The sequence below is a fragment of the Rhizobium sp. BK212 genome, from assembly GCF_014197475.1.
Taxonomy (GTDB): domain Bacteria; phylum Pseudomonadota; class Alphaproteobacteria; order Rhizobiales; family Rhizobiaceae; genus Rhizobium; species Rhizobium anhuiense.
This window is the reverse complement of sequence record NZ_JACIFS010000003.1, coordinates 908,919-934,188: the sequence shown is the minus strand read 5'-3', so window position 1 is coordinate 934,188 and position 25,270 is coordinate 908,919. Positions and strand designations below refer to the sequence as shown.

Annotated in this window: 26 protein-coding genes; 17 read left to right on the top strand and 9 right to left on the bottom strand. The window is 61.9% G+C overall.

Translation table 11 applies throughout. The annotated features are described in order from the left end of the window. The 6 genes from FHT79_RS14625 to FHT79_RS14600 form a co-directional block, all read left to right on the top strand. On the top strand, positions 1-696 hold a 696-nt coding region (locus tag FHT79_RS14625; RefSeq protein ID WP_183903541.1), incomplete at its 5' end, for a carbohydrate ABC transporter permease. 3 nt (positions 697-699) lie between these two features. Further along, complete coding sequence (locus tag FHT79_RS14620; protein WP_028757118.1) at positions 700-1,815, top strand: ABC transporter ATP-binding protein; 1,116 nt, start codon at positions 700-702, stop codon at positions 1,813-1,815. Between the two features lie 15 nt (positions 1,816-1,830). Further along, a complete protein-coding gene (locus tag FHT79_RS14615) occupies positions 1,831-3,381 on the top strand; it encodes a GMC family oxidoreductase (protein WP_183903540.1) in 1,551 nt (516 codons plus the stop codon). Between the two features lies 1 nt (position 3,382). Next, entirely contained in the window at positions 3,383-5,038 is a 1,656-nt protein-coding gene (locus FHT79_RS14610; protein ID WP_183903539.1) for a GMC family oxidoreductase N-terminal domain-containing protein, read from the top strand. A 24-nt stretch (positions 5,039-5,062) separates the two neighbouring features. After that, positions 5,063-6,232, top strand: coding sequence for a Gfo/Idh/MocA family oxidoreductase (locus FHT79_RS14605; protein ID WP_183903538.1), 1,170 nt, complete (start codon positions 5,063-5,065; stop codon positions 6,230-6,232). A 6-nt stretch (positions 6,233-6,238) separates the two neighbouring features. Then, complete coding sequence (locus FHT79_RS14600) at positions 6,239-8,308, top strand: FAD-binding protein (protein ID WP_183903537.1); 2,070 nt, start codon at positions 6,239-6,241, stop codon at positions 8,306-8,308. A 34-nt stretch (positions 8,309-8,342) separates the two neighbouring features. On the opposite strand, the gene FHT79_RS14595 is transcribed toward FHT79_RS14600, so the two are convergent. The 3 genes from FHT79_RS14595 to FHT79_RS14585 form a co-directional block, all read right to left on the bottom strand. Next, positions 8,343-8,525 carry a hypothetical protein gene (locus tag FHT79_RS14595; protein WP_063475387.1) on the bottom strand — a complete coding sequence of 61 codons (183 nt, stop codon included), beginning with the start codon at positions 8,523-8,525 and terminating at the stop codon, positions 8,343-8,345. A 122-nt stretch (positions 8,526-8,647) separates the two neighbouring features. Beyond that, a complete protein-coding gene (xth, locus tag FHT79_RS14590) occupies positions 8,648-9,442 on the bottom strand; it encodes an exodeoxyribonuclease III (protein ID WP_063475650.1) in 795 nt (264 codons plus the stop codon). Between the two features lie 93 nt (positions 9,443-9,535). After that, positions 9,536-10,033, bottom strand: a complete 498-nt coding sequence (locus FHT79_RS14585; RefSeq protein ID WP_183903535.1) for a hypothetical protein — start codon at positions 10,031-10,033, stop codon at positions 9,536-9,538. A 298-nt stretch (positions 10,034-10,331) separates the two neighbouring features. Here FHT79_RS14585 and FHT79_RS14580 point away from each other — a divergent pair, with 298 nt between their 5' ends. Further along, complete coding sequence (locus FHT79_RS14580) at positions 10,332-10,853, top strand: hypothetical protein (protein ID WP_097596355.1); 522 nt, start codon at positions 10,332-10,334, stop codon at positions 10,851-10,853. A gap of 15 nt (positions 10,854-10,868) precedes the next feature. Here FHT79_RS14580 and FHT79_RS14575 read toward each other — a convergent pair whose 3' ends face one another. From FHT79_RS14575 to FHT79_RS14565, 3 genes are all read right to left on the bottom strand, one after another. Beyond that, entirely contained in the window at positions 10,869-11,492 is a 624-nt protein-coding gene (locus tag FHT79_RS14575; RefSeq protein ID WP_047614536.1) for a response regulator transcription factor, read from the bottom strand. Between the two features lie 2 nt (positions 11,493-11,494). Then, positions 11,495-12,883, bottom strand: coding sequence for a sensor histidine kinase (locus tag FHT79_RS14570; protein ID WP_063475389.1), 1,389 nt, complete (start codon positions 12,881-12,883; stop codon positions 11,495-11,497). A gap of 63 nt (positions 12,884-12,946) precedes the next feature. Further along, a complete protein-coding gene (locus FHT79_RS14565) occupies positions 12,947-13,123 on the bottom strand; it encodes a hypothetical protein (protein WP_176707376.1) in 177 nt (58 codons plus the stop codon). A gap of 162 nt (positions 13,124-13,285) precedes the next feature. On the opposite strand from FHT79_RS14565, the gene FHT79_RS14560 reads away from it, so the two are divergent. Beyond that, positions 13,286-14,128 carry a methyltransferase domain-containing protein gene (locus FHT79_RS14560; RefSeq protein WP_097596354.1) on the top strand — a complete coding sequence of 281 codons (843 nt, stop codon included), beginning with the start codon at positions 13,286-13,288 and terminating at the stop codon, positions 14,126-14,128. Between the two features lie 58 nt (positions 14,129-14,186). On the opposite strand, the gene FHT79_RS14555 is transcribed toward FHT79_RS14560, so the two are convergent. Beyond that, positions 14,187-14,480, bottom strand: a complete 294-nt coding sequence (locus tag FHT79_RS14555; RefSeq protein ID WP_063475391.1) for a hypothetical protein — start codon at positions 14,478-14,480, stop codon at positions 14,187-14,189. Between the two features lie 197 nt (positions 14,481-14,677). Between FHT79_RS14555 and FHT79_RS14550 the strand changes: the two genes are divergently transcribed. From FHT79_RS14550 to FHT79_RS14520, 7 genes are all read left to right on the top strand, one after another. After that, on the top strand, positions 14,678-15,076 hold the full coding sequence (locus FHT79_RS14550) for a DUF1236 domain-containing protein (RefSeq protein ID WP_063475392.1): 399 nt from the start codon (positions 14,678-14,680) through the stop codon (positions 15,074-15,076). 149 nt (positions 15,077-15,225) lie between these two features. Beyond that, positions 15,226-15,393 carry a hypothetical protein gene (locus tag FHT79_RS14545; protein ID WP_183903534.1) on the top strand — a complete coding sequence of 56 codons (168 nt, stop codon included), beginning with the start codon at positions 15,226-15,228 and terminating at the stop codon, positions 15,391-15,393. After that, on the top strand, positions 15,390-15,971 hold the full coding sequence (locus FHT79_RS14540) for a BA14K family protein (protein WP_183903533.1): 582 nt from the start codon (positions 15,390-15,392) through the stop codon (positions 15,969-15,971). Before FHT79_RS14545 ends, FHT79_RS14540 begins: the two co-directional genes overlap by 4 nt. 117 nt (positions 15,972-16,088) lie before the next feature. Continuing rightward, positions 16,089-16,403 (top strand): hypothetical protein, encoded by a 315-nt coding sequence (locus tag FHT79_RS14535; protein ID WP_183903532.1) that lies wholly within the window; start codon positions 16,089-16,091, stop codon positions 16,401-16,403. A gap of 149 nt (positions 16,404-16,552) precedes the next feature. Next, on the top strand, positions 16,553-16,837 hold the full coding sequence (locus FHT79_RS14530; protein ID WP_183903531.1) for a hypothetical protein: 285 nt from the start codon (positions 16,553-16,555) through the stop codon (positions 16,835-16,837). 139 nt (positions 16,838-16,976) lie between these two features. Next, entirely contained in the window at positions 16,977-18,695 is a 1,719-nt protein-coding gene (locus FHT79_RS14525) for a hypothetical protein (protein WP_183903530.1), read from the top strand. Positions 18,696-18,815: 120 nt separating this feature from the next. Then, positions 18,816-19,796, top strand: coding sequence for a transporter (locus FHT79_RS14520; RefSeq protein WP_183903529.1), 981 nt, complete (start codon positions 18,816-18,818; stop codon positions 19,794-19,796). A gap of 28 nt (positions 19,797-19,824) precedes the next feature. Here the strand turns inward: FHT79_RS14520 and FHT79_RS14515 are convergent, their stop codons facing one another. Together FHT79_RS14515 and FHT79_RS14510 are read right to left on the bottom strand one after the other, a co-directional pair. Further along, positions 19,825-20,781, bottom strand: a complete 957-nt coding sequence (locus FHT79_RS14515; protein WP_183903528.1) for a formylglycine-generating enzyme family protein — start codon at positions 20,779-20,781, stop codon at positions 19,825-19,827. A gap of 152 nt (positions 20,782-20,933) precedes the next feature. Beyond that, on the bottom strand, positions 20,934-22,580 hold the full coding sequence (locus tag FHT79_RS14510) for an arylsulfatase (protein ID WP_183903527.1): 1,647 nt from the start codon (positions 22,578-22,580) through the stop codon (positions 20,934-20,936). A gap of 336 nt (positions 22,581-22,916) precedes the next feature. Between FHT79_RS14510 and FHT79_RS14505 the strand changes: the two genes are divergently transcribed. Further along, positions 22,917-24,239 carry a DUF1214 domain-containing protein gene (locus tag FHT79_RS14505; protein WP_183903526.1) on the top strand — a complete coding sequence of 441 codons (1,323 nt, stop codon included), beginning with the start codon at positions 22,917-22,919 and terminating at the stop codon, positions 24,237-24,239. A gap of 24 nt (positions 24,240-24,263) precedes the next feature. Beyond that, positions 24,264-25,268: an HAD family hydrolase gene (locus tag FHT79_RS14500; RefSeq protein ID WP_183903525.1), complete on the top strand. Its 1,005-nt coding sequence runs from the start codon at positions 24,264-24,266 to the stop codon at positions 25,266-25,268. The last annotated feature ends 2 nt before the right edge of the window (positions 25,269-25,270 follow it).

Below are 25,270 nucleotides of genomic sequence, written 5' to 3'. Positions count from 1 at the left end.
TGCGCCGGCATCAAGGGCTACTTCTGGAACTCGATCAAGATGGTGGTGCCGGCCGTCGCCATCTCCACCATCATGGGGGCGCTGAACGGTTATGTGCTCACCAAATGGCGCTTTCCCGGCCACACGCTGGTGTTCGGGCTGATGCTGTTTGCCTGCTTCATTCCGTTCCAGTCGGTGCTGTTGCCGATGGCGACGATCCTCGGTTCGCTCGGCCGCTTCGGCATGACGCTGCAGAACGCCACCGGCTTTGCCTTCGGCTTCGGCAATCCGACCGTCAATCTGGTCTTCGTCCATGTCGTCTATGGCCTGGGCTTCACGACGCTGTTCTTCCGCAATTTCTACGAGGCCTTTCCGACCGAGCTGGTGCGGGCCGCCCAGGTCGATGGCGCCAGCTTCTTCCAGATCTTCCGGCGCATCATGCTGCCGAACTCGCTGCCGATCATCGTCGTCACCGTCATCTACCAGTTCACCAATATCTGGAACGACTTCCTGTTTGCCTCGGCCTATGCCGGCACCGGCGATTCCATGCCGATGACGGTGGCGCTCAACAATGTCGTCAACACCTCGACCGGGGTGGTCGAATACAATGTCAACATGGCGGCGGCGATGATCGCCGCCGTGCCGACGCTCATCGTCTATATCCTCGCCGGCCGCTACTTCGTGCGCGGTCTGATGGCGGGCGCTGTCAAAGGGTAATCCATGGCCTTCCTCGAAATCTCCGGTCTGAAAAAGCGCTTCGGCGCCGTCGACATTCTCAAGGGCATCGACCTCGAACTCGACAAGGGCGGCTTTCTCGTGCTGGTCGGCCCGTCCGGCTGCGGCAAGTCCACCCTGCTCAACACCATTGCCGGGCTGGAGACGATCACCTCGGGCGATATCAGGATCGACGGGCGCGACATCAGCGGCCTGCATCCCTCCAAGCGCGACATCGCCATGGTGTTCCAGTCCTATGCGCTCTATCCGAACATGACGGTGGCGGGCAACATCGCCTTCGGCATGGAGATCCGCGGCGTGCCGAAGGACGAACGTGCCAAGGCGATCAAGCAAGTCTCCGACATGCTGCAGATCGGCCATCTGCTCGACCGCAAGCCGAGCCAGCTGTCGGGCGGCCAGCGCCAGCGCGTCGCCATGGGGAGAGCCTTGGTGCGCAATCCGCAGGTCTTCCTGTTCGATGAACCGCTCTCCAATCTCGATGCCAAGCTGCGCGTCGACATGCGCACCGAGATCAAGCGGCTGCATCAGCGCATGGGCACCACCTTCGTCTATGTCACCCATGACCAGATCGAGGCGATGACGCTGGCGACCAAGATCGCCGTGCTGAAGGACGGGGTGCTGCAGCAGTTCGGCACGCCGGCCGAGATCTATAACAGCCCGTCCAACATCTTCGTCGCCGACTTCATGGGATCGCCGGCGATGAACCTCTTGACCGCCACCGTCGAGAACGGCGCCGGTGGGCTCGAAGTCTCGCTGGAGCGGCCGAATGCCGCCCCGCTCAAGCTCCCCGTCATGGCTGGCAACAATGGCCTGACCACCTATACCGGCAGACAGGTGATCTTCGGCATCCGCCCCGAGGCGCTGACCGATCCCGACGGCGCCGACCGCAAGGCGCGCATGCTGAGCGAGGGCGACTGCCTGATCGAGGTGGTCGAACCGGCCGGCTCCGACACCTTCGCCGTAACCAAGCTCGGCGGTAAATCCGTCGTCGCCCGCCTGCGCGCCGATGCCGGTATCGCGCCAGGGCAGACAACCCGACTGGCCTTCAATCTCGATAAGGCCGTCTTCTTCGATCCAGAAAGCCAGGCCAGGATCGGGTGATGGCCAGGTGCTGATATGAGCGGTTCACCAGATATCGTCATCATCGGTTCAGGCGTCGGCGGCTCCACGGTCGCCGCCGGCCTGGCGGTGACCGGCGCCCGGATATTGATCATCGAGGCCGGCGATCACATCGCCGATCTTCCGGTCAATCGCGACCAGCGCGCCATCTTCCAGCGCGGGCATTTTCGGCCGAAGGAAACCTGGTACGAGGCGAACGGCAAGGGATTCAACCCCGGCAACTACTACAATGTCGGCGGGAATTCGAAGTTTTACGGCGCGGTCTTGTCGCGCTATCGCGAGCAGGATTTCGACGTCATCGAGCACCGGGAAGGTGTGTCGCCGGCCTGGCCGTTTCCCTATGAAACTCTGGAGCCGTGGTATTGCCGGGCGGAACTGATGTATCAGGTTCGCGGCAGTCTGGGCGAGGATCCCACCGAACCGTATCATTCGGCTGCCTACGACTATCCGCCGGTCCCTGACGAGGCGCCGATCGCCGATGTCAGGGCGCGTCTCAAGAAGAAAGGCCTGCATCCGTTTTCCCTGCCGCTCGGCATGGATCTCGATGCCTGGCTCTCCAAGGCACGCACGCCTTGGGATGCGCATCCCAATTCACGGGACGGCAAGATGGACGCCGAGACTGCAGCCCTTGCGGTGGCGCTGAAGCACGAGAACGTCCGGCTCGAAACCAATGCGCGCGTGACGAGGCTCGACATGGGCGCGGGGAACCGGATCGACCGGGTGACCTATGTCAAGAACGGTGAGACGCTGACCGTTTCGGCGAAGATCGTCATCCTCGCCGCCGGGGCGGTCCAGTCCTCCGTGCTTTTGCTGCGCTCGAAAAACGACCGCTTCGCAAGCGGCCTGGCGAATTCTTCCGACCAGGTGGGCCGCAACTTCATGAACCACAATGCGTCGGCCGTTATCGGCGTCTCGCCAAAATTCAGGAACACGGCTGTCTACCAGAAGACGTTTGCCTTTAACGACTTCTATCTCTCGGACGGTGAGGGAGGACCACCGCTCGGCAATGTGCAGCTCCTGGGCCGCATTTCCGAGAAAGTCCTCAAGGGCTCTCTGCCGCAGGCTCCGGAATGGTTTCTGCGCTTCATCACAACCCATGCCATCGACTTCTATGCCATGAGCGAGGACGTGCCCAATCCCGAAAGCCGGGTCATGGTCGATGGAGACCGGATCATTCTTCAATGGCAGCGAAGCAACTGGGACGCCCATCTTGCCCTTGTCGCCAAGCTGAAGGTCATCCTGAAATCGATCGGATTTCCGGTCGTGCTGTCGCGGCCCTTCGACAAACGCACGCCCTCCCATCAATGCGGAACGATCCGCATCGGCAACGATCCCGCGACAGCGCCGTTGGATCCGTACTGCCGTTCCTACGATCACCAGAACCTCTTCGTCGTCGACGCCGGTTTCCTCCCCACCTCGGCGGCGGTCAATCCTGCGCTCACCGTCGCCGCCCAGGCGCTGAGAGTGGCGGATCACATTGCGGCGAAGGACTTTGCGGGCATGACAGAGGCGCTGGCGGTCGCCAGGCCGGATGCAACAGGACAGTAAAATGGGATTCGATTACATCATCACCGGCGCCGGTCCGGCAGGATGCGTGCTGGCAAGCCGGCTGAGCGAAGATCCTGATGTCAGTGTCCTCCTGCTCGAAGCGGGTGGAGGCGACTGGAATCCGCTGTTTCACATGCCGGCCGGTTTCGCCAAGATGACCAAAGGCGTCGCCAGCTGGGGATGGGAAACCGTTCCCCAGAAGCACATGAAAGGCAGGGTGCTGCGTTATACGCAGGCGAAAGTCATCGGTGGCGGCTCGTCGATCAACGCACAGCTCTATACCCGCGGCAACGCTGCGGATTATGACCTCTGGGCGCGGGAGGACGGCTGCGAGGGCTGGGATTACCGCTCGATCCTTCCCTATTTCAAACGCGCGGAGGACAACCAGCGCTTCGCCGACGACTACCACGCCTATGGCGGTCCGCTGGGGGTCTCGATGCCGGCTGCGCCGCTGCCGATCTGCGACGCCTATATCCGTGCGGGGCAGGAACTCGGCATTCCCTACAATCACGATTTCAACGGCCGCCAGCAGGCGGGCGTGGGATTTTACCAACTGACGCAGCGCAACCGCCGCCGGTCGTCGGCTTCGTTCGCCTATCTCTCGCCGATCAAGAACCGCAAGAACCTGACGGTCCGGACCGGCGCTCGCGTCGCGCGCATCATCGTCGAGGGAGGCCGTGCGACGGGCGTCGAGATCGTGACCGCGCGCGGCCAGGAGATCATCCGCGCCGAACGCGAAGTGCTGATTTCTTCCGGCGCTATCGGATCGCCGAAGCTGCTTCTGCAGTCCGGCATCGGACCGGCCGACCATCTGCGCTCGGTTGGCGTCAAGGTGCTTAACGATCTGCCGGGTGTCGGCGGCAACCTCCAGGATCACCTGGATCTTTTCGTCATATCCGAATGCACCGGCGATCACACCTATGACGGCGTCGCAAAGATCCACCGCACGCTTTGGGCAGGGCTTCAGTATGTCCTGTTCCGCACCGGTCCGGTCGCCTCGTCGCTCTTCGAGACCGGCGGTTTCTGGTACGCCGACCCGCAAGCGCGTTCCCCTGATATCCAGTTCCACCTCGGTCTGGGATCGGGCATCGAAGCGGGCGTCGAGCGGCTCAAGAATGCAGGTGTGACGCTCAACTCTGCCTATCTGCATCCGCGCTCGCGCGGGACGGTCCGTCTGTCATCCGCCGACCCGGCTGCCGCGCCCTTGATCGACCCCAATTACTGGTCGGATCCTCACGACAGGAAGATGTCTTTGGAGGGGCTCAAGCTCGCGCGCGAGATCATGCAGCAGGCGGCGCTGAAGCCCTATGTCATGGCCGAAAGGCTTCCGGGACCGAAGGTCATGACCGACGAAGAGCTCTTCGATTATGGCTGCGCCAACGCAAAGACCGATCATCATCCGGTCGGTACCTGCAAGATGGGGACGGGGCCTGACGCGGTTGTCGGGCTCGATCTCAAGGTCCATGGCCTCGAAGGCCTGAGGGTATGCGATTCATCCGTCATGCCGCGCGTGCCGTCGTGCAACACCAACGCCCCGACGATCATGGTCGGTGAAAAAGGGTCGGACCTCATTCGGGGCTTGCCGGCACTTGCCCCCACCATTTTCGCCTACGAACGCAACGATGCGCGGCCTCGGGCTCGCGCCGAAATCCGGTGAGCCGCGTCGAGAGGAGAGACGACAATGTCTGAAGTCAAAGTGGCCGTGCTTGGCGCCTCGGGCTGGATGGGGAAGGTCCACACGATGGCCTACCAGACCTTTCCGCATTTCTTCGGAGTGTCGGACGGAACGGCGCGGGTCGCCGCTCTCGTCGAAGGCCCCTCGACGGCAGCCGAGGATATTGGCCACCGAGCGCCGGGCGCAAAAATTCTTCGGGATTGGAACCTGGCGGTCGCTGATCCCGATGTCGATCTGATCGATATCTGCCTGCCTGACCATCTTCACTACGAGGTGGCCAAGGCGGCTTTGCTGGCCGGCAAACATGTCTACTGCGAGAAGCCATTGGCAAACACCGCCGCTGAAGCGCGGGAGCTGGCCGACATCGCCAGGGAAAAGGGTGTCATCACCCGCGTCGGGCACGCCTTTCCCCGAAACCCGGTCCATGATCTGGCGAAAGACATCATTCAATCCGGCGAAATCGGCGAGATCAAGCTGTTCCGCGGCTGCCAGCACGTCGACATCTATGGTGATCCCTATGCGCCGTTCATGTGGCGCGCCGATGGAAAGCTTGCGCCGACCGGGATCGTCGGTGATACCGGCTCGCACATTTTCAGTTTCATGGATTTCCTGGTTGGCCGCGTCAGTTCCTTGATCGCCGACAATCTGATCGTGACGCCGCGCAGGCCTGTCGTCGAGGGCCTAACCTATGGCGAGCAGGTGAAACTGACAGGCAACGAGTCCTGGGCTGATATCACCAACCCCGATGCAACGAACCTGCTCTGCCGGTTCGAAAACGGCGCCGGCGGAATCGTCGATTTCAGCCGTGTGGCGACCGGCCGCAAGTTCATGCAGACCTATGAAATCTACGGAACGAGAGGCAGCATCGCCTATAGCTATGACGAGATAAACCGGCTGCGCTTCTACTCCAACGACGACCGGACGGGACGGCGCGGCTTCCGGGAGATCGACGTGGGGCCTGAAAACCCTACCTTCCGGGCTTTTCTGCCGCTGCCGAATTTCGGCTTGGGCTACAATGAAAGCAAGATCATCGAAGTGGCCGAGGTGATCCGCTCGATCGTTTCCAATAGACCGATGTGGCCGACATTCGAGACCGGTCACCACATCTGCCAGATCGTCGACGCATGCATGGAGTCTTCCCGGCTGAGGCGCTGGGTCGACATCCCGCTGGGTTGAACGCCAATGACCGTAGACGTTCCGCAGGAAATTCTTGACGCACTGACCGATGTCGACATGCCGCGGCTGCCACCCGAGGCCGCCCCTTCGGAAACGGTCCGGCTCGCCGGCGTCGACGTGCCAGTCTATCGGGCCGGCTGCGTCGTCGTCGGATCCGGCGCGGCAGGTCTGCGGGCGGCGGTGGAAATGAACCGGCGCGGCGATGACGTCGTCATCGTCAGCCAAAGCGCGTGGGGTGGAACCTCGGCCTGTTCGGGATCGGACAAGCAGACCCTGCACACCGCGAATACGGCGGATCAGGGCGACAATTACAAGGCGATGGCCCGAGCCATCCGCAGCGGCGGCGCGATGGACGAGGACACGGCCTACGTCGAAGCGGTGGGCTCGTCGCGGATGATGGCGTCGCTCCAGTTCTTGGGCCTGCCACTGCCCCAGGATCCGCTTGGGGGAACGCTGAGATATCAGACCGATCATGATGAGGTCGGGCGCGCCACCAGCTGCGGCCCGCGTACCTCGCGTCTGATGGTCAAGGTACTGGCCGAGGAGGCGATCCGGCTGGGCGTGCCGATCTACAACCAGACCACGGCAGTCAAGATCCTCACTGGGGGTGAGGAGGCTGACCGTCATGTTGTCGGCATACTTGTCATGCGCGCCGGCGACCGTACAGAGCAGAATCCGCTGGGTATCGCGCTGTTCGTGAGCGGCGTGATCGTGCTCGCGGCCGGCGGGCCGGGCGAACTCTATCGCGACAGTGTCTATCCTAACGGCTGCTTCGGTTCCCTCGGATTGGCGCTGGAAGCCGGCGTCGAGCTGGTCAACCTGACTGAAAGCCAGTTCGGCATCGGAACGCGCCGGGAAGGCTTTCCGTGGAACCTGTCGGGCACCTATGTCCAGGCGATCCCGCATATCTATTCGATCGATCGCGAAGGCGTCGAGCACCACTTCCTGGCAGAATACTACCGCAGCACGCAGGAACTGGCGTCGAACGTCTTCCGCAAGGGCTATCAGTGGCCCTTTCATGCGACGCGCATGCTCGATTTCGGCTCGAGCCTGGTCGATCTCGCCATCTCTGGCGAAACCGCCGCTGGCCGGCGCGTTTTCATGGACTTCAACCGCAATCCGCTGTCCGTACCGGGCGACCTGCCGTTCAGCCTGGAAAGACTGGACGAAGATGTCCGCGACTATCTCGGCAAGGCCGGCGCCGACCAGGACATGCCGATCGATCGATTGAAGCATATGAACCCGCTCGCGATCGAACTCTACCGCCGCTACAAGATCGATATTGCCGAAGAGCCGCTCGAATTTGCGGTCAACAACCAGCATATGAACGGCGGCATCATGGTCGACACCTGGGGGCGCAGCAATCTCGGCGGCTGTTACGCGGTCGGGGAGGCAGCGGGCACCCATGGGGTGACGCGGCCGGGTGGGGCAGCGCTCAATGCCGGGCAGGTCTTCGGCACCCGCGCGGCCGAGCACATCAGCGCGAGCGGCAGGGCGAAGCGGGCAGCTTCAGGGGATATAACCGGTACGGCAGAGACAGGCATCTCCGATCTCCTTGCCGCCCTTCGCACCGAGAGCCCGCTCACCGTCAAATCGATCCGCTCGGAGGTGCAGGCGCGAATGAGCGAGAAGGCTGGCATCCTCTGCGATCAGCAGAATGTGGCCCGAGCCTTGATCGAAGCGCGCAAACTGAATGTGGACATCCGCGCCAACGGCGTCGCCTATGGTCGCGCAGCGGAGGCGGTCCGAGGCGTGCAATGGCGGCATATGGCGCTCGCCTCGGAAGCCGTGCTCAGCGCGCTTGATTTCTTCATTCGCGGTGGCGGCGGCAGCCGTGGGGCGCGAGCGATATGCGATATAGCGGGCGAATCCACGCCGCTCGCGCGCTCAGGTCCATTGCCGGATTATCGCTTCCGGAAAGAACGCGAATCGCATCGCAAGGAGCAGATCGTCGTTCGTCTCGATGGTGATGAGATAAGGCTTTCAACGCGGGCGAACCGTAGTTTCGATGAAAGCGCCAAGTCCTTCTTCGAGCGGGACTGGCCATCCTGGTTGACGGGCCGCATCTACGACTGAGGTCGGACGAATGAGGGGACGCCAGATCGGCTGATCAATCAGGATTCGCAACCGCGGACGGAACACGAACTCGCTCGGTGTCGTCAGAGCCTTCGGCAATGGCTTCCTCGCTTCTGCGCATTCGCCTTGGCGGATTCTTGCCTTCGATAGGCTTCGGCGACATTTGGTCGTCGGCCTGGATCTCATCGGTGTTGAGGTAGTTCTTGCTTTCGTCCATAGCGGTCACCTCAGGTTGGGGAATTGCGATGCAGGAAAACGATTCTCCGCATCGGCGCTTTGCACGCTAACGCTCGGCGACATGACGGGTTCCCTCGCTGGTCGGCCGGCGGTGGCCCAGGCTCATAGGTCGGCTCCAGCTTCGGAAATGTCGAGCTCGATTATGACGGGCGCGTGGTCGCTCGTATGTTCCCAGCCGCGCGGTTTTCTCCGGACCGTCGCCGATCGAAGCCATGGGGCGACGGCCGGACTGAGCAGGAAGTGGTCGATCCGAAGCCCCGCGTCACGTTCGAAGCTGTTTCGCCAATATTTCCAGAAGGTGTAGATGCGCTCGCCCGGATGCAGATGCCTGATGGCGTCGGTCCAGCCCTGGGCGACGAGTTGCGCATAGGCCTTGCGCACTTCCGGTCTGAAGAGGGCATCGTCCAGCCAGCGTTCCGGCTTATAGACGTCGATCTCCGTCGGCATGACGTTGAAGTCGCCGGCCAGGATCGAAGGCACCTCGAGCTCGAGGAGTTCGGCGGCGTATTCGTGCAGGCGACGGAACCACCGGAGTTTGTACTCGAACTTGACGCCCGGGAACGGATTTCCGTTCGGAAGATACAGGCACCCGATCACGATGCCGTCGACGACAGCTTCGATATAGCGGCTGTGGCTATCATCGGGATCGCCGGGAAGTCCGCGCCGCGTCAGGATCGGTGTCTTGCCCTTGGCCAGGATGGCTACCCCGTTCCAGGATCGCTGTCCGTGCCAGACGGCGCCGTAGCCGGCCCTTTCGATCTCCCTTCGCGGAAACCCCGCGTCGTCTGTCTTCAGTTCCTGGAGGCACACCACATCAGGGGCGTCCTCCTTGAGCCAGCGCAGCAGGATGTCCAGCCGTCCATTGATCCCATTGACGTTGTAGGTTGCGATTTTCATCAGACTCCCGGAAGCCGAGCCCCCCGCCGGACATGCTCTAGAAACGCTCTTGAGTTTCCGCCTCGGAATGTCTTGCCGGCTATGGCTGGCGCCTCAACGCGTCGCACCGAAGACGAAGGCGATGCCGGCGACGATCGCAACTGCCGTCAGCGGCTGCCGGCGTATCCGATCCTCAATGTCATGGACGAAGCTGCGTGCTTCCGCCTTTGCCAGGCGGGCTGTCCCGGAAGCCACCTCCGAAGCCGACTCCGCTATCCGACCGGCTTCTTTCTGAAGCGCGCGCATCTTCTCGTGATCGGCATCAAATCCTTCGGAGGAACGGGCGAATTCGCCGGTCGAGCGCAGGGCTTGATCCGCGAGCGGAAACGCCTCGTCGAGCTTGGTGGGATCGGGCTCTCGCTTCACGCGCTCGGCGGCCTCGACGTCGCTGCGCCCGGCAGGAATTGAGGTGTGGGTGGCTGACACCGGGTCGGACGCCGGAAAAGTGTCCTCGATTGCTCTGTCGAGTTCGCCCTTTCGGGACTGCTTCCGCTGCTCTGCCTGTTCTTTTCGCATGGATTGTACGGCGGGGGATTCGTTCGGGTTTGCCATCGGGGTTTCCTCTGTTGCACTTCGACAAACAAAGCGACGACGAGCGGAGAAGTTCCATAGAAATGCTTCCGCGCCTCACAGAGCAACAGCGATGCGCGAAACGAGCAACGCCGGCGCGCGCAATCGCTCGGACTTTTCTGGACGACGACGGTCACAATCAATCAGTCGGACCAAAGTCTTGCCAGTGCCTACTACCTAGGTCGGTTGCATTCTGCATTGGGAAAAGCGAGAAATCTCATGCGCCATATGGCATATATTGTATGGAAAACGGCGAAGAACCGCCGAACGAGGCTATTGCATGAATATCCGGAAGCGCGATTTTCTGAGATTGGGCGGCAGCGCGGCCATCGCCCTGGTCGCTGCCGCATCGCCAGCCACTTTGAATCTCGACGGCTTCCTTCCCGGTCTGGCGGTGGAACGCGCACAGGCAAAAGACGGCAACAACGGCAATGGCGGCGGTAACGGCAATGGGGGAGGGAACGGCAACAGCGGCAATGGTAACGGGGGAGGGAATGGGAATAGTGGCGGCAACGGCAATGGCTCGGGGAATGGCAATAGCGGTGGCAACTCCGGTAGCGGTTCTGGATCCTCTTCCTCTTCCAGTTCCTCTTCGAATACCTCTTCTACAGGGGCGTCGGGAGGATCGGGAACGAAAGCGACCGAAGCGTCCGATGGCTCGATCAATGTCCGTCACGCGAATGGCATCACGGAAAGCCTGCGCAGTGGCCGCTACATCATGAAGGACTCGAAAGGACGGACGATCGTAAGCCGGCAGGCGACGGCCAACGATGCCCTCCGATTGAGCCGTTTCTTTCGCTAAAAGCTGAATCTTGTTTTAATGCAGTTCGCGCCATTGCAGAGCCGCTTCCGTCCTGTTCGAGGCGCCGAGCTTGCTCAGAATCTGGGTCATATGGTGTTTCACGGTCTTTTCCTGCAGGCCGAGACGCAAGCCGATATGCTTGTTTGACAAGCCTTGAGCGACAAGATCCATCACCTCACGTTCCCGTGGCGTCAGACTGCTTTTATCCGACGTTCCGCCATTCAGTGAATTCTCCATGACCTTTGCCGACATGGTCGGCGAGATATATCGCGTTCCACCGAGGACGGTTTGGATCGCTTCGGCGAGACCGCGGGAGCCGACACCCTTCAGAACATAACCCATCGCTCCCCGTTGCAGAGCGTCAAGCAAGGTGTCCACCTCCTCGGATACCGTCAACATCAGCACTTTCGTCGTCGGGCTCCGCTCCAGGACGTTGCTGATCGCAGACAGCCCGCCGCCGGGCATCGAGACATCGAGGAGCATAATGTCGGGGCGGTTGTCCGAAGCGATCATCGCCGCGTCATCGCTGCTGGCGCCTTCGCCAATGACGACAAAGCTGCTGATCTCCGACAGGCTGCGCGTGACGCCCTCGCGAAAAAGCGGGTGGTCGTCCACGACGCCGATGGTGATTGATGTCATCGCTAATCTCCCACTTCCATAGGCTCGAAGGTCATGGTCACGGTCGTCCCACCTTCCCCTGTCTTGATGTCGAAGGATCCTCCGAGGCTGTCGATGCGTTCCCGAAGTCCGACAAGACCGAGGCTCGCTGGCCTCACCTCGGTCGGATCGAAGCCATTGCCGCGATCGCTGACCTCGACACGGACATGGCCTTTGTGCGAGACGGCGCTGACAGCCTGCTGAACGCCGCCGCCGTGGCGATAGGCGTTGTTCAAGGCTTCCTGGACGAAGCGATAGATACAGATCTTCACGGCAGGAGCAAGTTCAGGTCCATCCTCGTCGATGACGGTTTCGACATTGGTTTCGGTCTTATGCTGATGCGCTTCGACGACCCGCATGACGATCTCGGTGATCGAGGACTTCTCGATCTGCGGCAGCACCAGCCCGCTACAGATATTGCGGATCTCCGTCATCGCCTCGGCAAGGCTCGAGCGTATCCAGGAAAGCTCTTTCTCGCGTGCTTCGGGCTCTGTGGAAGCGTTGATCAACAAATCGCTGTCCAGCCGCAATGAGGCATAGGCGATGTGCTGGGCCGGACCGTCGTGCAGATCGGCGCCGATGCTGCGCAGATATGTTTCGTTGAGCGCCGCCGCCCGCTGGGAGGCGCGCTGCAGCCGCCGCTGAAGCCCGCGATTTTCCGAAAGCAGCGCAGACAGTTCATTGACCCGCTCCTTGAGATCCTTGCGTTGCGCCTCGATCGTGCGACTGCCCCGAAATACCAGAGCGGAGAGAATAAGGAAAAAGATTGCCGTGAGAGCGGCGACGGCGCCCCAACTCCGGAGCCTGGCATGCGCCAGACTGTCGCTCAGTCCTTCTGCCGTCTCGTAGAACTCAATGACGGCGACCGCCTGTCCGGACCATGGCTGGAGGACAGGATTGTAGATTTCCATAAGCGGCTTGCCGAGTGCGCGCTCCTCGCTGCTTTCCGGATCGCTGGCGATCTCGTAGCGCGCGACCAGAGACCCTTCGAATGCGCTGCGGAGTTTGTCGTTGACCGGGAATTTCCTTCCCACCAGCTCCTTCTCGTTCGAATAGAGGATGGTGCCGTCGCTTCGCCACAGCTTGAACGAAACAAGACGCCTGCCGAGGGCGCCCTGACCGAGCGTCTCGTCGAGAGCCTGGGCACTGCCTTCGTCCAGCAGCGATTCCTTTTGCATGTCGGGAAGCAGCGGCGCGACGACGCTGTCCACATATAGTGCCGTTGCAGCACCGGAATTGTGGATGACTGCCTCCTCTATGAGGTGGGTGACGAGAATGCCCACCAGGAACATGGTGGCGATCGATATGAGCCCACCCGCGACGAAGAACTGGGAGGCGAGGGTGCGGGCATTCCAGCGGCGAAGCCAATTCATTTTGATACCGGCGAGAGACTTGCAGAATAACCTACCGCTTCTTTAGAGTTTTTCCAAACGGTGTCAGGGTGCGTTCCTCGTATCGAAGATCTCGGCGCCGGCTATGCTCTGGGTCAGCCGGAGGCTATCGCCCGACATGGCTGCGCCGAAAACGTAGAGAAGTGCGGCCAGAACGATAACAAGAGCGAAAACGGACGCGCTGCAGGCGCCATTGATTCGGGATCTATTAGTCTGGGACATGTTCGGATCTCCTTCGGTATCGTTCGAAACGGAGCGGAACCAGTGCCCGTTCCACATTGGGGACTTCGGTCGGAGAAGGGTGGGACCAAGGTCTGATCCCGTGGACATTCGCAGATTCAGGCATATTTCAGGCTCGATGGGCTCGGGTCTGGAGGTTTGCGAGTGACAGCTTCTGTCGATATCGAAGGCGGCGCCGGCGCCGGATCTCTCGCGCTTTTTCCGGAAAGCGTTGCCGACCTATACGAGACCTTTCTCGTGCCGATCCTCTTCGAACCCTATGCAGCGGAAATGGCAATCGTCGCCGAACGGTCGCAACCAGGCAGTGTTCTCGAGGTCGCTGCGGGGACGGGCGCTTTGACACGCGCACTACGGGCGAGGCTTGATCCGGCAACCGAGATCGTTGCTACCGACCTCAGCCAAGCGATGATTGACGTCGGCGCATCTTCGCTGACGCTGTCGCGGACCCACTGGATGCACGCCGATGCGCAAGATCTGCCATTTGCGCCCTCGATGTTCGATCTCGTCGTCTGCCAGTTCGGCGTGATGTTCTTTCCTGATAGGCCGAAGGCCTATGGCGAGGCTAAAAGAGTGTTGCGCAGCGGCGGTCATTTTCTGTTCTCGACGTGGGATTCACTCGAGGCCAACGATTTCGCAAGATGTGTGGATGAATGCCTGGGAAGGTTCTTCCCGTCAGATCCGCCGGATTTTTTCAGGCGCTTGCCATATTCCTACTTCGACCCCGATCTGATCAAGGCGCAACTGACTGCGGCGGGGTTTGATGCGGTGTCCTGCGATCGGGTCGAATTGACATCCGTCGCAGCCACCGCGCGCGACGTGGCTGCGGCGTTCTGCCAAGGCACTCCGCTCAGGGGGGAAATCGAACAGCGGGCGCCGGAACGTATGTCGGAAATCGTCGATCAGGTAGCCGAGCGCGTGCAATCGCGCTACGGAGCCCGTCCTAGCGGCCGCATGAGCGCGCTCATCGCCGCCGGCCGCGCATCATAATGCTGCGTGGCGCAGGGTGTCGTCTCGATCAGGCGCTTCCTCAGGCGGTCCAAGAGATCTATCCGCCCGGATATGACGGCTCATCGGACTTTAGCGGGTTTGCGTAGGAGGGGTCCTCTATCGCGCGAATGACGTGCCGCTCGATCACCAAACAGGTCTCGTCGTACTCTTGCACCAGGTTCGGATTGAACCGTCGCGTTCGAACGGAGTCGCGGGCTTCGACTGCCATCTGATAGGCTTCGAAGAGCTCGAGCAGCCACGGGTCGCGCGCTTCCATGATCAGCTTCCGCATCTGCGGCAGGCGCATCGCCAGGCGCCTTCGTCCGGCTTCCCGACGGTTGGATCGCGCCATCTCCTTCGATCTCCTGCCTATGCCCGCGATTACGCTACTTCTCGATTCTGAAATAGCGTCGGCAACGGACGTTGGAATGGGTTTAGGACCAAAGGCCGGGATCGCTCAGACTGAGGTCCGGGGCGTGGAACGACCCCGCCTCCAGCCAGTTGGTTTGGCAGCGGTCATGAAGGCCGCTCCAACAGAAGGAGGAAACCATGCTCTCCAAACTTATCGTCGGCGCAGCAACTGCCGCGACCCTCATGTCGGGCGTCGCATTCGCCCAATCCTCGACCGTCAATGGTGCGGCCGGCGGTGCAATCACCGGAGCGATCGTCGGTGGTCCCGTTGGCGCTGCTGTCGGCGGCGTTGCCGGCGCAGTCGTCGGCACGGCGATCGATCCGCCGCCGGCAAAGGTCGTCACCTATGTCCGCGAGGCCCCGGCGCCCTCGGCACGCGTGGTCGTGAAGGAAAAGGTCGTTGTCGGTCAACCCCTGCCGGAGACGGTCGTCGTCACGCCCATTCCGGACGACCCCACCTATGCTTACGCGGTGGTCAACGATGAACGCGTCATCGTCGAACCGTCGTCCCGCAAGGTGATCCAGGTTATCAAGTGACCTGATCCTCTGCGCGGCCTCTGCCGCGCCTTCCTTCCGGAAATCAACTTTTAAGGACCCGAGAACCGCCGCACGACGGACGCCAGCGTCGTCGTGCGGCCAAAGCAACGAGCCGGCGGCCCGGCGCCGCCGGGCCTGAGGAGAGGAACATGATCTATTCCGAAGAGAAATCCGGTGGTCTGGCCGTGCCGCTGATCGCCATCATGCTGGCTATTGCCGGCATACTCGCCGTGCTTGTCGCTACCGGCGGCCGAGAGAGCGCAGTTGTCAGCCGCGTCTGGGTTCCCCAGGCGCAACAGCAAGGTTCGGGACAATGAACGCCATCGCATCCCTCGCCTTTGGCATTGTCAGCTCTGTCGGAGCCTGCATCGCTGCCGCATCTGTCGCGTCCCACGTCGTGGCGGAGTCCGAACCACACACCTTCAACGACCTCGCAGCACGCGATCTATGGACGACGACGCCAGTGAAAATCGACCCGCGGCAGCAGCGCTATGAACGAATTCCGCCGCTCTATTCCAGCTATGTCACCGAGGCGCCGGCCATCATGATGTCAGCGGCAAGATCGGATGCCGCTCGCCCGTCAACCGAACTTCCGCCGCCTCAGCCAAAACTTTCGGCCGAACACCTTGCCTGGTGTGGGGAACGCTACCGCTCCTTCAATCCCGAAACGAACACTTATCGATCCTATAGCGGCGAGACCCGCGAGTGCTCGCCGCCGTTCCGGCGGATCGCCGCGGAATCCGATGAACGCGTCGGCATGAAAGCGAATGCACAGGCGGCAGCCCGGTGCGCTGCTCGCTACAAGTCGTATCGACCGGAAGACAACACATATCAACCATGGGATGGACCGAGACGCTCCTGCGACATGTCGGATCTCCTTGCGACGCGCAATTGATCATCGGGGGTGGGCGCGGTCTATGCCAAGCTGCACTGACCGGGATGTCGGACCAAAGTCCGTGTTACAAACGCTGCGGTTGTGATAACCGGTTGTATTAGAGGTTGGAGATCGGGGATGGCAACGACGCTGATAACGGAAATCCAGCAGGCGCAGACAAGGCTCCCGTTCTTGAGCAGGGCGGATAGAGGAGCCCTCATCGTTCGCATCCTCCACGAACTGAAGGCGCATCGGCGGGAGGCGCTCGGAAACGTGCCGGCCGAGCGCTGCGTTTGGATCGACACCCTCATCGCCTCGGTGTCCTCGACGATCTCGGAAATCATCAGCATGCAGGACGCCGAGTTCAATCGTGTCCTGAACGAGTTCGAAAAGCTAATGGCGACGCTCGATGACATTTCGCATACGAAGAAGCGGCCGAAGACAATTCATTGAGGAACGGCAGCAAATGTAATGTTGCAAGACAGGCTGCAGTGGACACCTGTCTCCGTAAACGCTGCTCCTGTTACCGTTGCGTACTCCCCCGATGTCGAGCGATCCGATAGCATTCTCGGCTTCAGGCGAGGGGAGGTACGGATGGTGCGATGAGCGCGGGACATAGCGGAAACTCGGACGTGGGGAGAGCGTCGCATCGGGGGCTGCTCAAGCTGATGGTGAAGCTGCCGAGCATACGCGGTCAGCTGCAGATGATTGCAGCCCGCCGGGCGTCGCTCCTGGACCTGTGCGAGGCCTATGACGAGGCGACCGCCATGCTCGACCGACTGGAACGCGGCCAGGCGGAGGACTTTGGCGGCCTTCTTCAAGAATATCGCATTGTCTGTTCCGAAATAGAGACCGACGTCATCCAGTACTGTCTCCAGCACAAATGAACGTGCTCCGAACCGCGACACTCCTATGTGGATCCGCTAACGTTTCGGTTTTGTTGGTAATTGCGATTGCAACTTCTTGTCATCCGGGCGATAAGTTCGTTTTCTCTAATATAGCATGAACCTTGGCGGAGGGGCTGCGATGGGAGCGGACGAACATATCGCCGGACGGTGCGAGGTCGGACTGCACGAAGCCAGGGCGGAACTGGAAAGACTGCTGGCAGATCAGCGGTTTCATGCGACGGACAGGGCAAAGCGCATACTCAGATACATCGCGGAGCGCTGCTTCGAGGGAGAGAAGAGCGGGGTGAAAGCCTACGCCATCGCGCTCGACGTGCTCAATCGGCCCGCCTGTTTCGACACCAATGCGGACCCCATCGTCCGGATCGAGGTCAGCCGCCTGAGGAGCGCGCTCAGCTATTATTACGAGGCCTACGGACCGGAACTCGACGTTACCGTTCACCTTCCGGTCGGCCGTTATCTCGCCGTATTCACCCCCTCGGTGGTCATCTCCAAGCCGACGGACGAGGAGATGGAAGAGGCGGAGAACTATGTCGAACTTTCGACCGAAGACGCGCCGGCGATGACGGAGCGGAGCCGGGCCGGAATCCGCAGGGCGCAGGTCTATCGGGTGGGCGCCATCGCCATGGCTCTCGCCGCGGCAGGCGCCGCAGCGGCTTCATTCGTGGTCGGGCGTCCCGAGATGACCGTGCGTCCCCATGTCACTGTCGAGATGTCGGCCGCCGACGACGGCCATGCCGCCGAGGCGGATGGCGTAGCGAGGTACCTGGTGTCGGCGCTCTCCAAGTTCAGGACCCTCGATATCGTCGCGCGTCGGCAAAGCCCGAAGGCGCCCGTTGCCGCCTCGTATGAGATCGAGTTGAAGTACTACGCCGCCGACGATGACAGGACGGTCTGGTGGCAGGTGGTCGACGGCCTTGATGGCGGCGTCCTGAAGTCGGGCGTCGACAAGGTCCAACTCGACGGCAGGAGCGAAGCCGTGGTCCGCTCCGAACTCGTGTCGATCCTTGCCCGGCGCTTCGCCAGCAGCCGCGGCGTGATCGGCAATCTCGAGGCTCACGACGACGCCTTCGCTGGAGCGCTCGGAAACGCCTGCGTGCTGAGAGGCGAGTATGCACTGGACGAGGGCGGGCGGGAAAGCGTCGCCGCCGCCCGTCCATGCCTGGAGCGGACGCTCGTGCTTGCGCCCAACAATGCCGACGCCATGGCCGTGCTCTCGCGGATCCTGGTCGTCACCGAGGGAGCCGATCCCGAGACGGCGGATTTCGCCGAGGCGACGACGCTCGCCAATCGGGCGGTCTCCGTCGATCCGGGATCCGACCGCGGCTACGTCGCGTTGATGATGGCGCACTTCTACGCCGGCCGGACGGATGCGGCGATCGCTTCCGGAAACCGGGCGCTGGCGCTCAACCCCGACAACCCCGATGTCCTCGCCAAGCTTGCCGGCGTCCTCTACAGCTCCGGTTATCGCGCCGCCGGCGTGACGCTCGCCGAGGACGCGTCCGAAAACGTCGAGGCCGTCCCCCGCGACGCCCGCATCGTGCTCGCCCTCGAAGCCTACCGGAAGGGTGACTGGTCCAACGCTTCGCTTGTTTCCGAACAGATCAATTGCAGCGATTTCGTCGTCCGGGCGATACGGGCCGCTGCCTTGGGGGAGATGGGCTCGACTGCGGCCGTGGGAAGCCTTGCCCACCTCGAGGAGATGCTGCCGGACTACCGGACCTCTCTTAAACCGTGGATGGAGCGCCGCCGGTATCCGGCCGAGGTGATCGCGTCGCTTGAGGAGGGGCTCACCAAGGCGGAGAGGGCAACCGCGGAACGGACGCAGGCGGCCAACTGACGTCTGTTACGTTGCGTACTTGTGCCGAATCCGGCCTCCGACATTCTGTCGGCGCCGGTTGGCAGGACCGGGCAAAAGGGGGAGCCGGATGCGCTGCCCTCTATCGAAATGGGGACGATGATGACAGTCGGAATACACCGCTACGCCATTGCTCTGACGGCTGCGATGGCGCTTCCCGGCGCTGCTTTGGCGGCTGAACGCGGGGCTGGCTTTTATCTGCTCGGCTCGAAAGGCCCCGAGGCAGGCATCACGCCGCCGCCCGGCGTGTACTTTCAGAACGACATCTGGCTCTACAGCGGCGACCTCGGCGGGAACAAGCAGCTGCCGACAGGTGGCCGGCTTGCGGCGGGGGTCACCGGCGACGCGGTGCTCGCTGCTCCTAGCCTGCTGTGGGTCCTTCCCGAAGAGGTGTTGGGCGGACGCGCCGGCATCGGGGTGACGATACCCTACGGCTGGATGAACACCGACGCCGATCTGACGCTTGCCGGGCCGCGCGGCGGCGCCGTGACCGGGTCGGTCAGCGACCCCATCTTCACGATCGGCGATCCGATCGTCAGCGGTATGATCGGCTGGGACGCCGGCAATTTTCACTGGAACACCGGCCTGATGGTCAACGTGCCGATCGGCGACTACCAGGACGGCGAAATCTCCAACATCGCCTTCCACCACTGGGGCGTCGACGTCAACGCCGCTCTCACATGGCTCGACCCCGCCTCGGGCATCGAACTTTCCGGCGCGATCGGCATGACGTTCAACGCCGAGAACCCTGCCACCGACTACCGGACGGGCAATGAGCTGCACTTCGAATGGGCAGCACTCAAGCACTTCGAGCGGAAGTGGGATCTCGGCCTTGTCGGCTACGCCTACGACCAGGTGACGGGCGACAGCGGCGAGGGAGCGAACGGGCCGTTCAAGGGAAGGGCATTCGCAGTCGGCGCAACGATCGGATGGAACTTCGAAGTCGCCGACCATCCGGTCTCGGCCAGAATCAAATACTTCCATGAATTCGACGTCGAGAACCGTGCGGAAGGAGACTCGGTCTTCCTGACGATCGCGATACCGCTGTCGGTACCGAAGCGCCTCGACGTGGCCGCGAAGTGACGGCTCCCTATGCGGATCAAAGACCTCGTCAGCTTGCTCTCTTCACGCAGCGGAAGCCCACATGGCTCGTCGAAGTGTCCTCGGGCTCGGCGTGACGGGCGGCGGGGCGATAGCGGCGGCAGTAGTTCGGCGCGCAGAGGTGGGAGCCGCCCTTCAGGACGCGGCGGGCAATCCTGATCTGCGGCTGCCGGGGATCGAAGCTTGCCTCGATATCGCCGCCGCGCGGATTGGTCGGAATGCAGCAGGAGTGCTTCGCAGGTTCCGGATGGCGGGTTGACCAGAAATCGCTCGTCCATTCCCAGACATTGCCGATCATATCGTGGAGGCCGTAGCCGTTCGGCGGAAAGGCGCCGACGGGCGTTGTCCGTTCGCAACCCTTGGGCTTCGTGCTATGCGTCGGGAAGGTGCCTTGCCAGATGTTGGCCATCGGCTTGCCTGCGGGCGTCAGCTCGTCGCCCCAGGCGTATTCGGCATCGTCGAGACCGCCGCGGCCGGCCAGTTCCCATTCCGCCTCCGTGGGGAGGTCCATCCCCGCCCATTCGGCATATGCCTTTGCATCGGGATAGGCGACGTGCACCACCGGATGGTCGAGCTTCCCTCTAAGGTCGCTGAGACCGCCGAGCGGCCGCCGCCAGTTGGCTCCGAACTTGAATGTCCACCACTGCGAGATGTCGGGGCCGCTCACCTCCTTCGGCATGGTGAAGACCAGGGACCCGGCGCGGAGCATCTCAGGCCGTGCGCCCGGATAGTCATTGGGGTCGGGAATTCTCTCGGCAACGGTGACGTATCCGGTGACCTTGGCAAACTCCATGAACTTGCGGTTCGTGACTGGGGTTCGTTCGATCCAGAAGCCGTCGACCTTTACCGGGTGGGCAGGCGCCTCTTCCGGGTAATGATGGTCCGAACCCATCATGAAGGTGCGGCCCTCGATCCACACGAGGTCGGATTGCCGACGTAGTGCCGCGTCGTCGAATGCCAGTGCCATCGCCGCCTCCTCTCGTTGTCGGGCAGATTGGCGCGGGAGCGCGGGACAGGGAAGTATGCAACAGTTACAGCAACCGTAACAGCCGGCGTTCCCGCCCTCAGCCAAAGAAGATGGAGACGCGAAGACCGTTGCGCGCCTCCCACTCTTCGCAGTTACTTCTCGATGCCGCGATCCTTGAAGGATTTGTCGATCCCCTTATCGACCTCCTCGCGGACGCCCTCGATGTTGAAGCTCGCGCCTCGCTGGCTTGGGGGAAACTGGACGAAGGTCTGCAGGAACGCAGCACCCTGCAACTGGCCCTTCACCAGCAGATAGTCGTTTCGGGCGATCCAGTCGTTATATTGGTCCGACACGATGTCGGCCCGCTCATAGGGATCCATCCGAAGGTTATACAATTTGGGAACTCGCCAGGTGATCAGGGGTGTCTGCCAGACGGCGAAGCCTCCGGGAGCAGGTTGCTCCTTGAACACGACCTTCCAGTCGTCGAAGCGCGTTGCGACGAGATCGCCGTCGTCGTCGAAGTAGTAGAAGTCCTTACGCGCGCTCTTCTCCGTCTTGCCCGTGAGGTAATCGAGCTGGTTGTAACCGTCGAGATGGTTCCTGAAGCTGACGGCGCTGCCCTCCGGCTTCCATCCTTGAAGGAGACGGTTCTTGACATCCGGGTCTCCCGCCGCTGCCAGCAGGGTCGGAAACCAGTCGAGCCCGGAGAATATCTGATTTGAAATCTCGTCGGGCTTGATGTGGCCGGGCCAGCGCACCATTGCCGGAACGCGGAATGCCCCTTCCCAATTGGTGTCCTTTTCGCTGCGGAACGGCGTCGTCGCGGCGTCCGGCCACGACCACTGGTTCGGCCCGTTATCGGTCGTGTAGACGACGATGGTGTTGTCGGTCACGCCGATATCGTCAAGCGCCTTCAGAAGCTTGCCGACGTCGCCGTCGTGCTCGACCATACCGTCGGCATATTCGTTGCCGACCATGCCGCTCTGTCCGCGCATGGATTCCCGCACGTGAGTGAAGGCATGCATTCGCGTCGTATTCATCCAGATGAAGAACGGCTTGTTCTGCTTGACCTGGCGGTCGATGAAGTCGATCGCTGCTGCGGTCGTCTCGTCGTCGATCGTCTCCATGCGTTTCTTGTTCAGCGGGCCGGTGTCCTCGATCTTGCCGTCGGCCGAAACCTTGACGACCCCGCGCGGCGAATAGGCCTTGAGGAATTCCGCGTCGTCCTTCGGCCAGTAAGGAGCCTCCGGCTCCTCCTCGGCGTTCAGATGGTAGAGGTTGCCGAAGAATTCGTCGAAGCCGTGGTTGGTCGGCAGATACTCGTCCTTGTCGCCAAGGTGGTTCTTGCCGAACTGGCCGGTGGCATAGCCGAGCGGCTTCAATGCCTGGGCGATCGTAATGTCGCCCGCCTGCAGTCCGACGGGAGCTCCCGGCGCGCCCACCTTGCAGAGGCCCGTCCGCAGGCAGGTCTGCCCGGTGATGAAGGTCGAACGGCCGGCAGTACAGGAGTTTTCAGCGTAGTAGTCCGTGAACCTCATGCCCTCATTGGCGATCCGGTCGATATTGGGTGTCCGATAGCCGACCACACCGTCCGAATAGGCACTGATGTTCGTCTGCCCGACATCGTCTCCGAAGATGACAAGGATATTGGGTTTGGCGGCGGAGGCGTCTGAGGACGCCGAGGCGGTGGGAGCCGGCGCGGTCTGTGCCAGAGCTTTAACGGGCACGAGAGAAGTGGAGGCGAGGGCGACGGCCAAGGCCGCCCCTGCGCTCAGGATGCGTCTCGGAAGCGTTTTCATGGCTGCGCTCCGTTCATGTCGAATTCGCAGGTCATTGCGTTCTCCTCGGTTTCTGTCGAACGGGATCGAAAGGGGATGCCGACGTACGAACTCTTTTCGAGAAAGGGCGTAAATAGAAGTACGCAACAGTAAAAGGCACCGTAACAACGACGTTGCAGCCGTCTTTATTGGGAGAGCAGCGGAGCTCACCCGCTTCGGGAGGGGCTCGCCGACCTCCGGCGGTTTCGGCGGCACGCGCCTTTGTTACGTCGCTTGTTACCGTTGCGTACTTCCATTCATGAACGACCGCCTTCACCTTCGCCCGCAGCTCCGGTGGTTACCAAGAGGAGATGCTGGATGAGGCGGAATAACATCGGGATGGTCCTCGCATTGATCGCGGCCGGCACGGTAGCAGCACCCGCCAAGGCGGCCACTCCGTTGAGCGACGAGGACATCAGCCAGGCCTACATCTATCTGCTCGGCCGCCTCTTGGTGACACGGCAGCAGCAGCTCGACTTTCAGGAGGGTTTCAAGTGGAACGAACTGATCCACCGCAAGCCCGGTGCGGTCGACTGGCCCAATCCCAATCTGGACGTCGCCTATTCCGAGGCCTGGGTGGCTGTTGACGAAACCAGCTGCACCATCGTCACCGTCCCGGAAATTGCGGATCGATACTATACGGTGCAATTCCTGAATGGCTGGGGCGAAACGCTCGCCAATATCAATGAGCGCGTATTTCCCAACAGACGATCGGGCGACTTCGCCATGTGCTTGCAGGGGGCAAGAGTCGAGGTGCCCAGCGATGCACTGCGCATCGACCTTCCCGTTCCCCATTCGCGGGTGCTCGCGCGCGTGGCCCTCGGCGATGACCCGGATCGGGCCGTTGCCTTGCAGCAAATGTTCACCTTGCGGGCAACCGGCACGCCGAAACTGCCGGATATTCCGAAAACGCCGATCTTCGAACTCGAGCACCTTCCTGGAGCAGAGGCCTTCGATGCGGCCGCGGCGGCGCTGGAAAGTGGGCCGGACACCAATCCCGGGCTCGAACCGTTGCAGGCGCAGGTTCGCTCCATTGCCACTGCCGTTAGAGATAATCCTGACGAGCGCGAGCGCGTGGACGGCGTCATCAAGCAGCACGCCTTCCCGGAACTGGCCAAAGCAGGGGCGACGATCGGCCATGGCATCGTACACAACGGTTGGGCGCGCCCAGGCGTCGTCGGCGAATATGGGCTGGACTACCTGACGCGCACGCTGGTGAACAACGGTGGCATTTGGGCGAACATCAAACCTGAAGTGCTCTACTACCGCGGCGGAAAGGATGAGAGCGGCGAAGACCTGACCGGCGACCATGTCTACAAGCTGACCTTTCCCAAGGATGCGCTGCCGGCGCGGTTCGCAAAATACTTCTGGTCAGTGATCGCCGTCGACAATGTTCATTTCCGCGTCCTGCCCAATGCGTCGAAGCGTTACCTGCTCAACGAACAGACCCATCCCCGGTACGCCGCCGATGGATCGCTCACCCTTTATTTTGCCGCAGAAAAGCCGGCCGAAGCGCCTGACGGAAACTGGCTTCCGATACCGAAGGGCCAGAAGTATCGGCTGACCTTCCGCTTCTACGGGCCGCTCGACGGGGTCGCCAATGGCACCTACTGGCCGCCGGCGCTGGTGAAGGCCGATTGAGCCGGCCGGGGAGGGACACGGAGCATGAGCAGACTAGGACAGCATCACGCAGCCTTCACATCCTCGAAACTGGTGGCGATCATCACAGTGCTGCTGCTTTCGGCTTCCGCCGCCTTCGCGCAGAACGATCCATTGCCGTCGTGGAACGACACGCCGACGAAGCGGGCGATCCTCGATTTCGTCGAGAGCGCGACGACAGAAGGCGGGGCCGGCTTCGTCTCGCGCGAAGACCGCGTCGCCGCTTTCGACATGGACGGCACGCTCGTTCCCGAAAAGCCGGTGCCGATCGCCCTTGTTCCGGTACTGACCGACATCAAGGAAGCGGTGGCCAGGAAGCCGTTCCTCGGCGAAAAGCCGGCGGTGGCCGCATTGCTGAAGGGTGACGAGGAAGCGCTCCATGCGGCCGGCCAACAGGGCATCCTCGATCTGGTGGCCGTTGCGACGGATGGCAGGACGACCGAGGAGATCGTGAAGAATGTGAAGCCGCTGTTGGACAAGGAAACCCATCCGAAATTCGCCGTGCCTTATTCGAAGACGGTCTACCAGCCGATGCGCGAACTCCTGGCGCTGCTGGCGGAAAACGGCTTCCAGAACTGGATCTGCAGCGGCAGCCCCGTGCTGATCACGCGGGAGCTTTCGATGGAGATGTTTACAATTCCGGCGGAGAGGGTGATCGGAAGCACCGCAGGGACAAAGCTCGACGAGCGGGAGGGCAGGACCGTCCTGGTGTTCGACGGCACCATCGACAAGTTCAACGACGGCGCGGGCAAGCCCGTCGGCATCAATCTTGCAATGGGCAGGCGTCCCGTCTTCGTCGGCGGCAACGAGGGCGGGCGCGGCGACATCGCCATGATGCGCTGGTCCAAGGATCGAAACGGCCCGAGCTTCCAGCTTCTGATCGATCATGACGACGGCGAGCGGGAATACGCCTATTCGGAGTCCGACGACTACTCGCTGAACGCCGCCGGAAAATATGGCTTCCAGGTCGTCAGTATGAGGAACGACTGGAAAACGATCGTCGGAAAATGAAG

What these genes read in the sequence shown, in the direction of transcription:
- FHT79_RS14565 (WP_176707376.1), bottom strand. Translation starts at nt 13,123, where the DNA reads ATGTCCCAGACTAATAGATCCCGAATCAATGGCGCCTGCAGCGCGTCC.
- FHT79_RS14555 (WP_063475391.1), bottom strand. Translation starts at nt 14,480, where the DNA reads ATGGCGCGATCCAACCGTCGGGAAGCCGGACGAAGGCGCCTGGCGATG.
- FHT79_RS14550 (WP_063475392.1), top strand. Translation starts at nt 14,678, where the DNA reads ATGCTCTCCAAACTTATCGTCGGCGCAGCAACTGCCGCGACCCTCATG.
- FHT79_RS14540 (WP_183903533.1), top strand. Translation starts at nt 15,390, where the DNA reads ATGAACGCCATCGCATCCCTCGCCTTTGGCATTGTCAGCTCTGTCGGA.
- FHT79_RS14520 (WP_183903529.1), top strand. Translation starts at nt 18,816, where the DNA reads ATGACAGTCGGAATACACCGCTACGCCATTGCTCTGACGGCTGCGATG.
- xth (WP_063475650.1), bottom strand. Translation starts at nt 9,442, where the DNA reads ATGAAAATCGCAACCTACAACGTCAATGGGATCAATGGACGGCTGGAC.
- FHT79_RS14510 (WP_183903527.1), bottom strand. Translation starts at nt 22,580, where the DNA reads ATGAAAACGCTTCCGAGACGCATCCTGAGCGCAGGGGCGGCCTTGGCC.
- FHT79_RS14605 (WP_183903538.1), top strand. Translation starts at nt 5,063, where the DNA reads ATGTCTGAAGTCAAAGTGGCCGTGCTTGGCGCCTCGGGCTGGATGGGG.
- FHT79_RS14500 (WP_183903525.1), top strand. Translation starts at nt 24,264, where the DNA reads ATGAGCAGACTAGGACAGCATCACGCAGCCTTCACATCCTCGAAACTG.
- FHT79_RS14505 (WP_183903526.1), top strand. Translation starts at nt 22,917, where the DNA reads ATGAGGCGGAATAACATCGGGATGGTCCTCGCATTGATCGCGGCCGGC.
- FHT79_RS14585 (WP_183903535.1), bottom strand. Translation starts at nt 10,033, where the DNA reads ATGGCAAACCCGAACGAATCCCCCGCCGTACAATCCATGCGAAAAGAA.
- FHT79_RS14575 (WP_047614536.1), bottom strand. Translation starts at nt 11,492, where the DNA reads ATGACATCAATCACCATCGGCGTCGTGGACGACCACCCGCTTTTTCGC.
- FHT79_RS14545 (WP_183903534.1), top strand. Translation starts at nt 15,226, where the DNA reads ATGATCTATTCCGAAGAGAAATCCGGTGGTCTGGCCGTGCCGCTGATC.
- FHT79_RS14535 (WP_183903532.1), top strand. Translation starts at nt 16,089, where the DNA reads ATGGCAACGACGCTGATAACGGAAATCCAGCAGGCGCAGACAAGGCTC.
- FHT79_RS14600 (WP_183903537.1), top strand. Translation starts at nt 6,239, where the DNA reads ATGACCGTAGACGTTCCGCAGGAAATTCTTGACGCACTGACCGATGTC.
- FHT79_RS14525 (WP_183903530.1), top strand. Translation starts at nt 16,977, where the DNA reads ATGGGAGCGGACGAACATATCGCCGGACGGTGCGAGGTCGGACTGCAC.
- FHT79_RS14620 (WP_028757118.1), top strand. Translation starts at nt 700, where the DNA reads ATGGCCTTCCTCGAAATCTCCGGTCTGAAAAAGCGCTTCGGCGCCGTC.
- FHT79_RS14580 (WP_097596355.1), top strand. Translation starts at nt 10,332, where the DNA reads ATGAATATCCGGAAGCGCGATTTTCTGAGATTGGGCGGCAGCGCGGCC.
- FHT79_RS14570 (WP_063475389.1), bottom strand. Translation starts at nt 12,883, where the DNA reads ATGAATTGGCTTCGCCGCTGGAATGCCCGCACCCTCGCCTCCCAGTTC.
- FHT79_RS14515 (WP_183903528.1), bottom strand. Translation starts at nt 20,781, where the DNA reads ATGGCACTGGCATTCGACGACGCGGCACTACGTCGGCAATCCGACCTC.
- FHT79_RS14530 (WP_183903531.1), top strand. Translation starts at nt 16,553, where the DNA reads ATGAGCGCGGGACATAGCGGAAACTCGGACGTGGGGAGAGCGTCGCAT.
- FHT79_RS14595 (WP_063475387.1), bottom strand. Translation starts at nt 8,525, where the DNA reads ATGGACGAAAGCAAGAACTACCTCAACACCGATGAGATCCAGGCCGAC.
- FHT79_RS14610 (WP_183903539.1), top strand. Translation starts at nt 3,383, where the DNA reads ATGGGATTCGATTACATCATCACCGGCGCCGGTCCGGCAGGATGCGTG.
- FHT79_RS14615 (WP_183903540.1), top strand. Translation starts at nt 1,831, where the DNA reads ATGAGCGGTTCACCAGATATCGTCATCATCGGTTCAGGCGTCGGCGGC.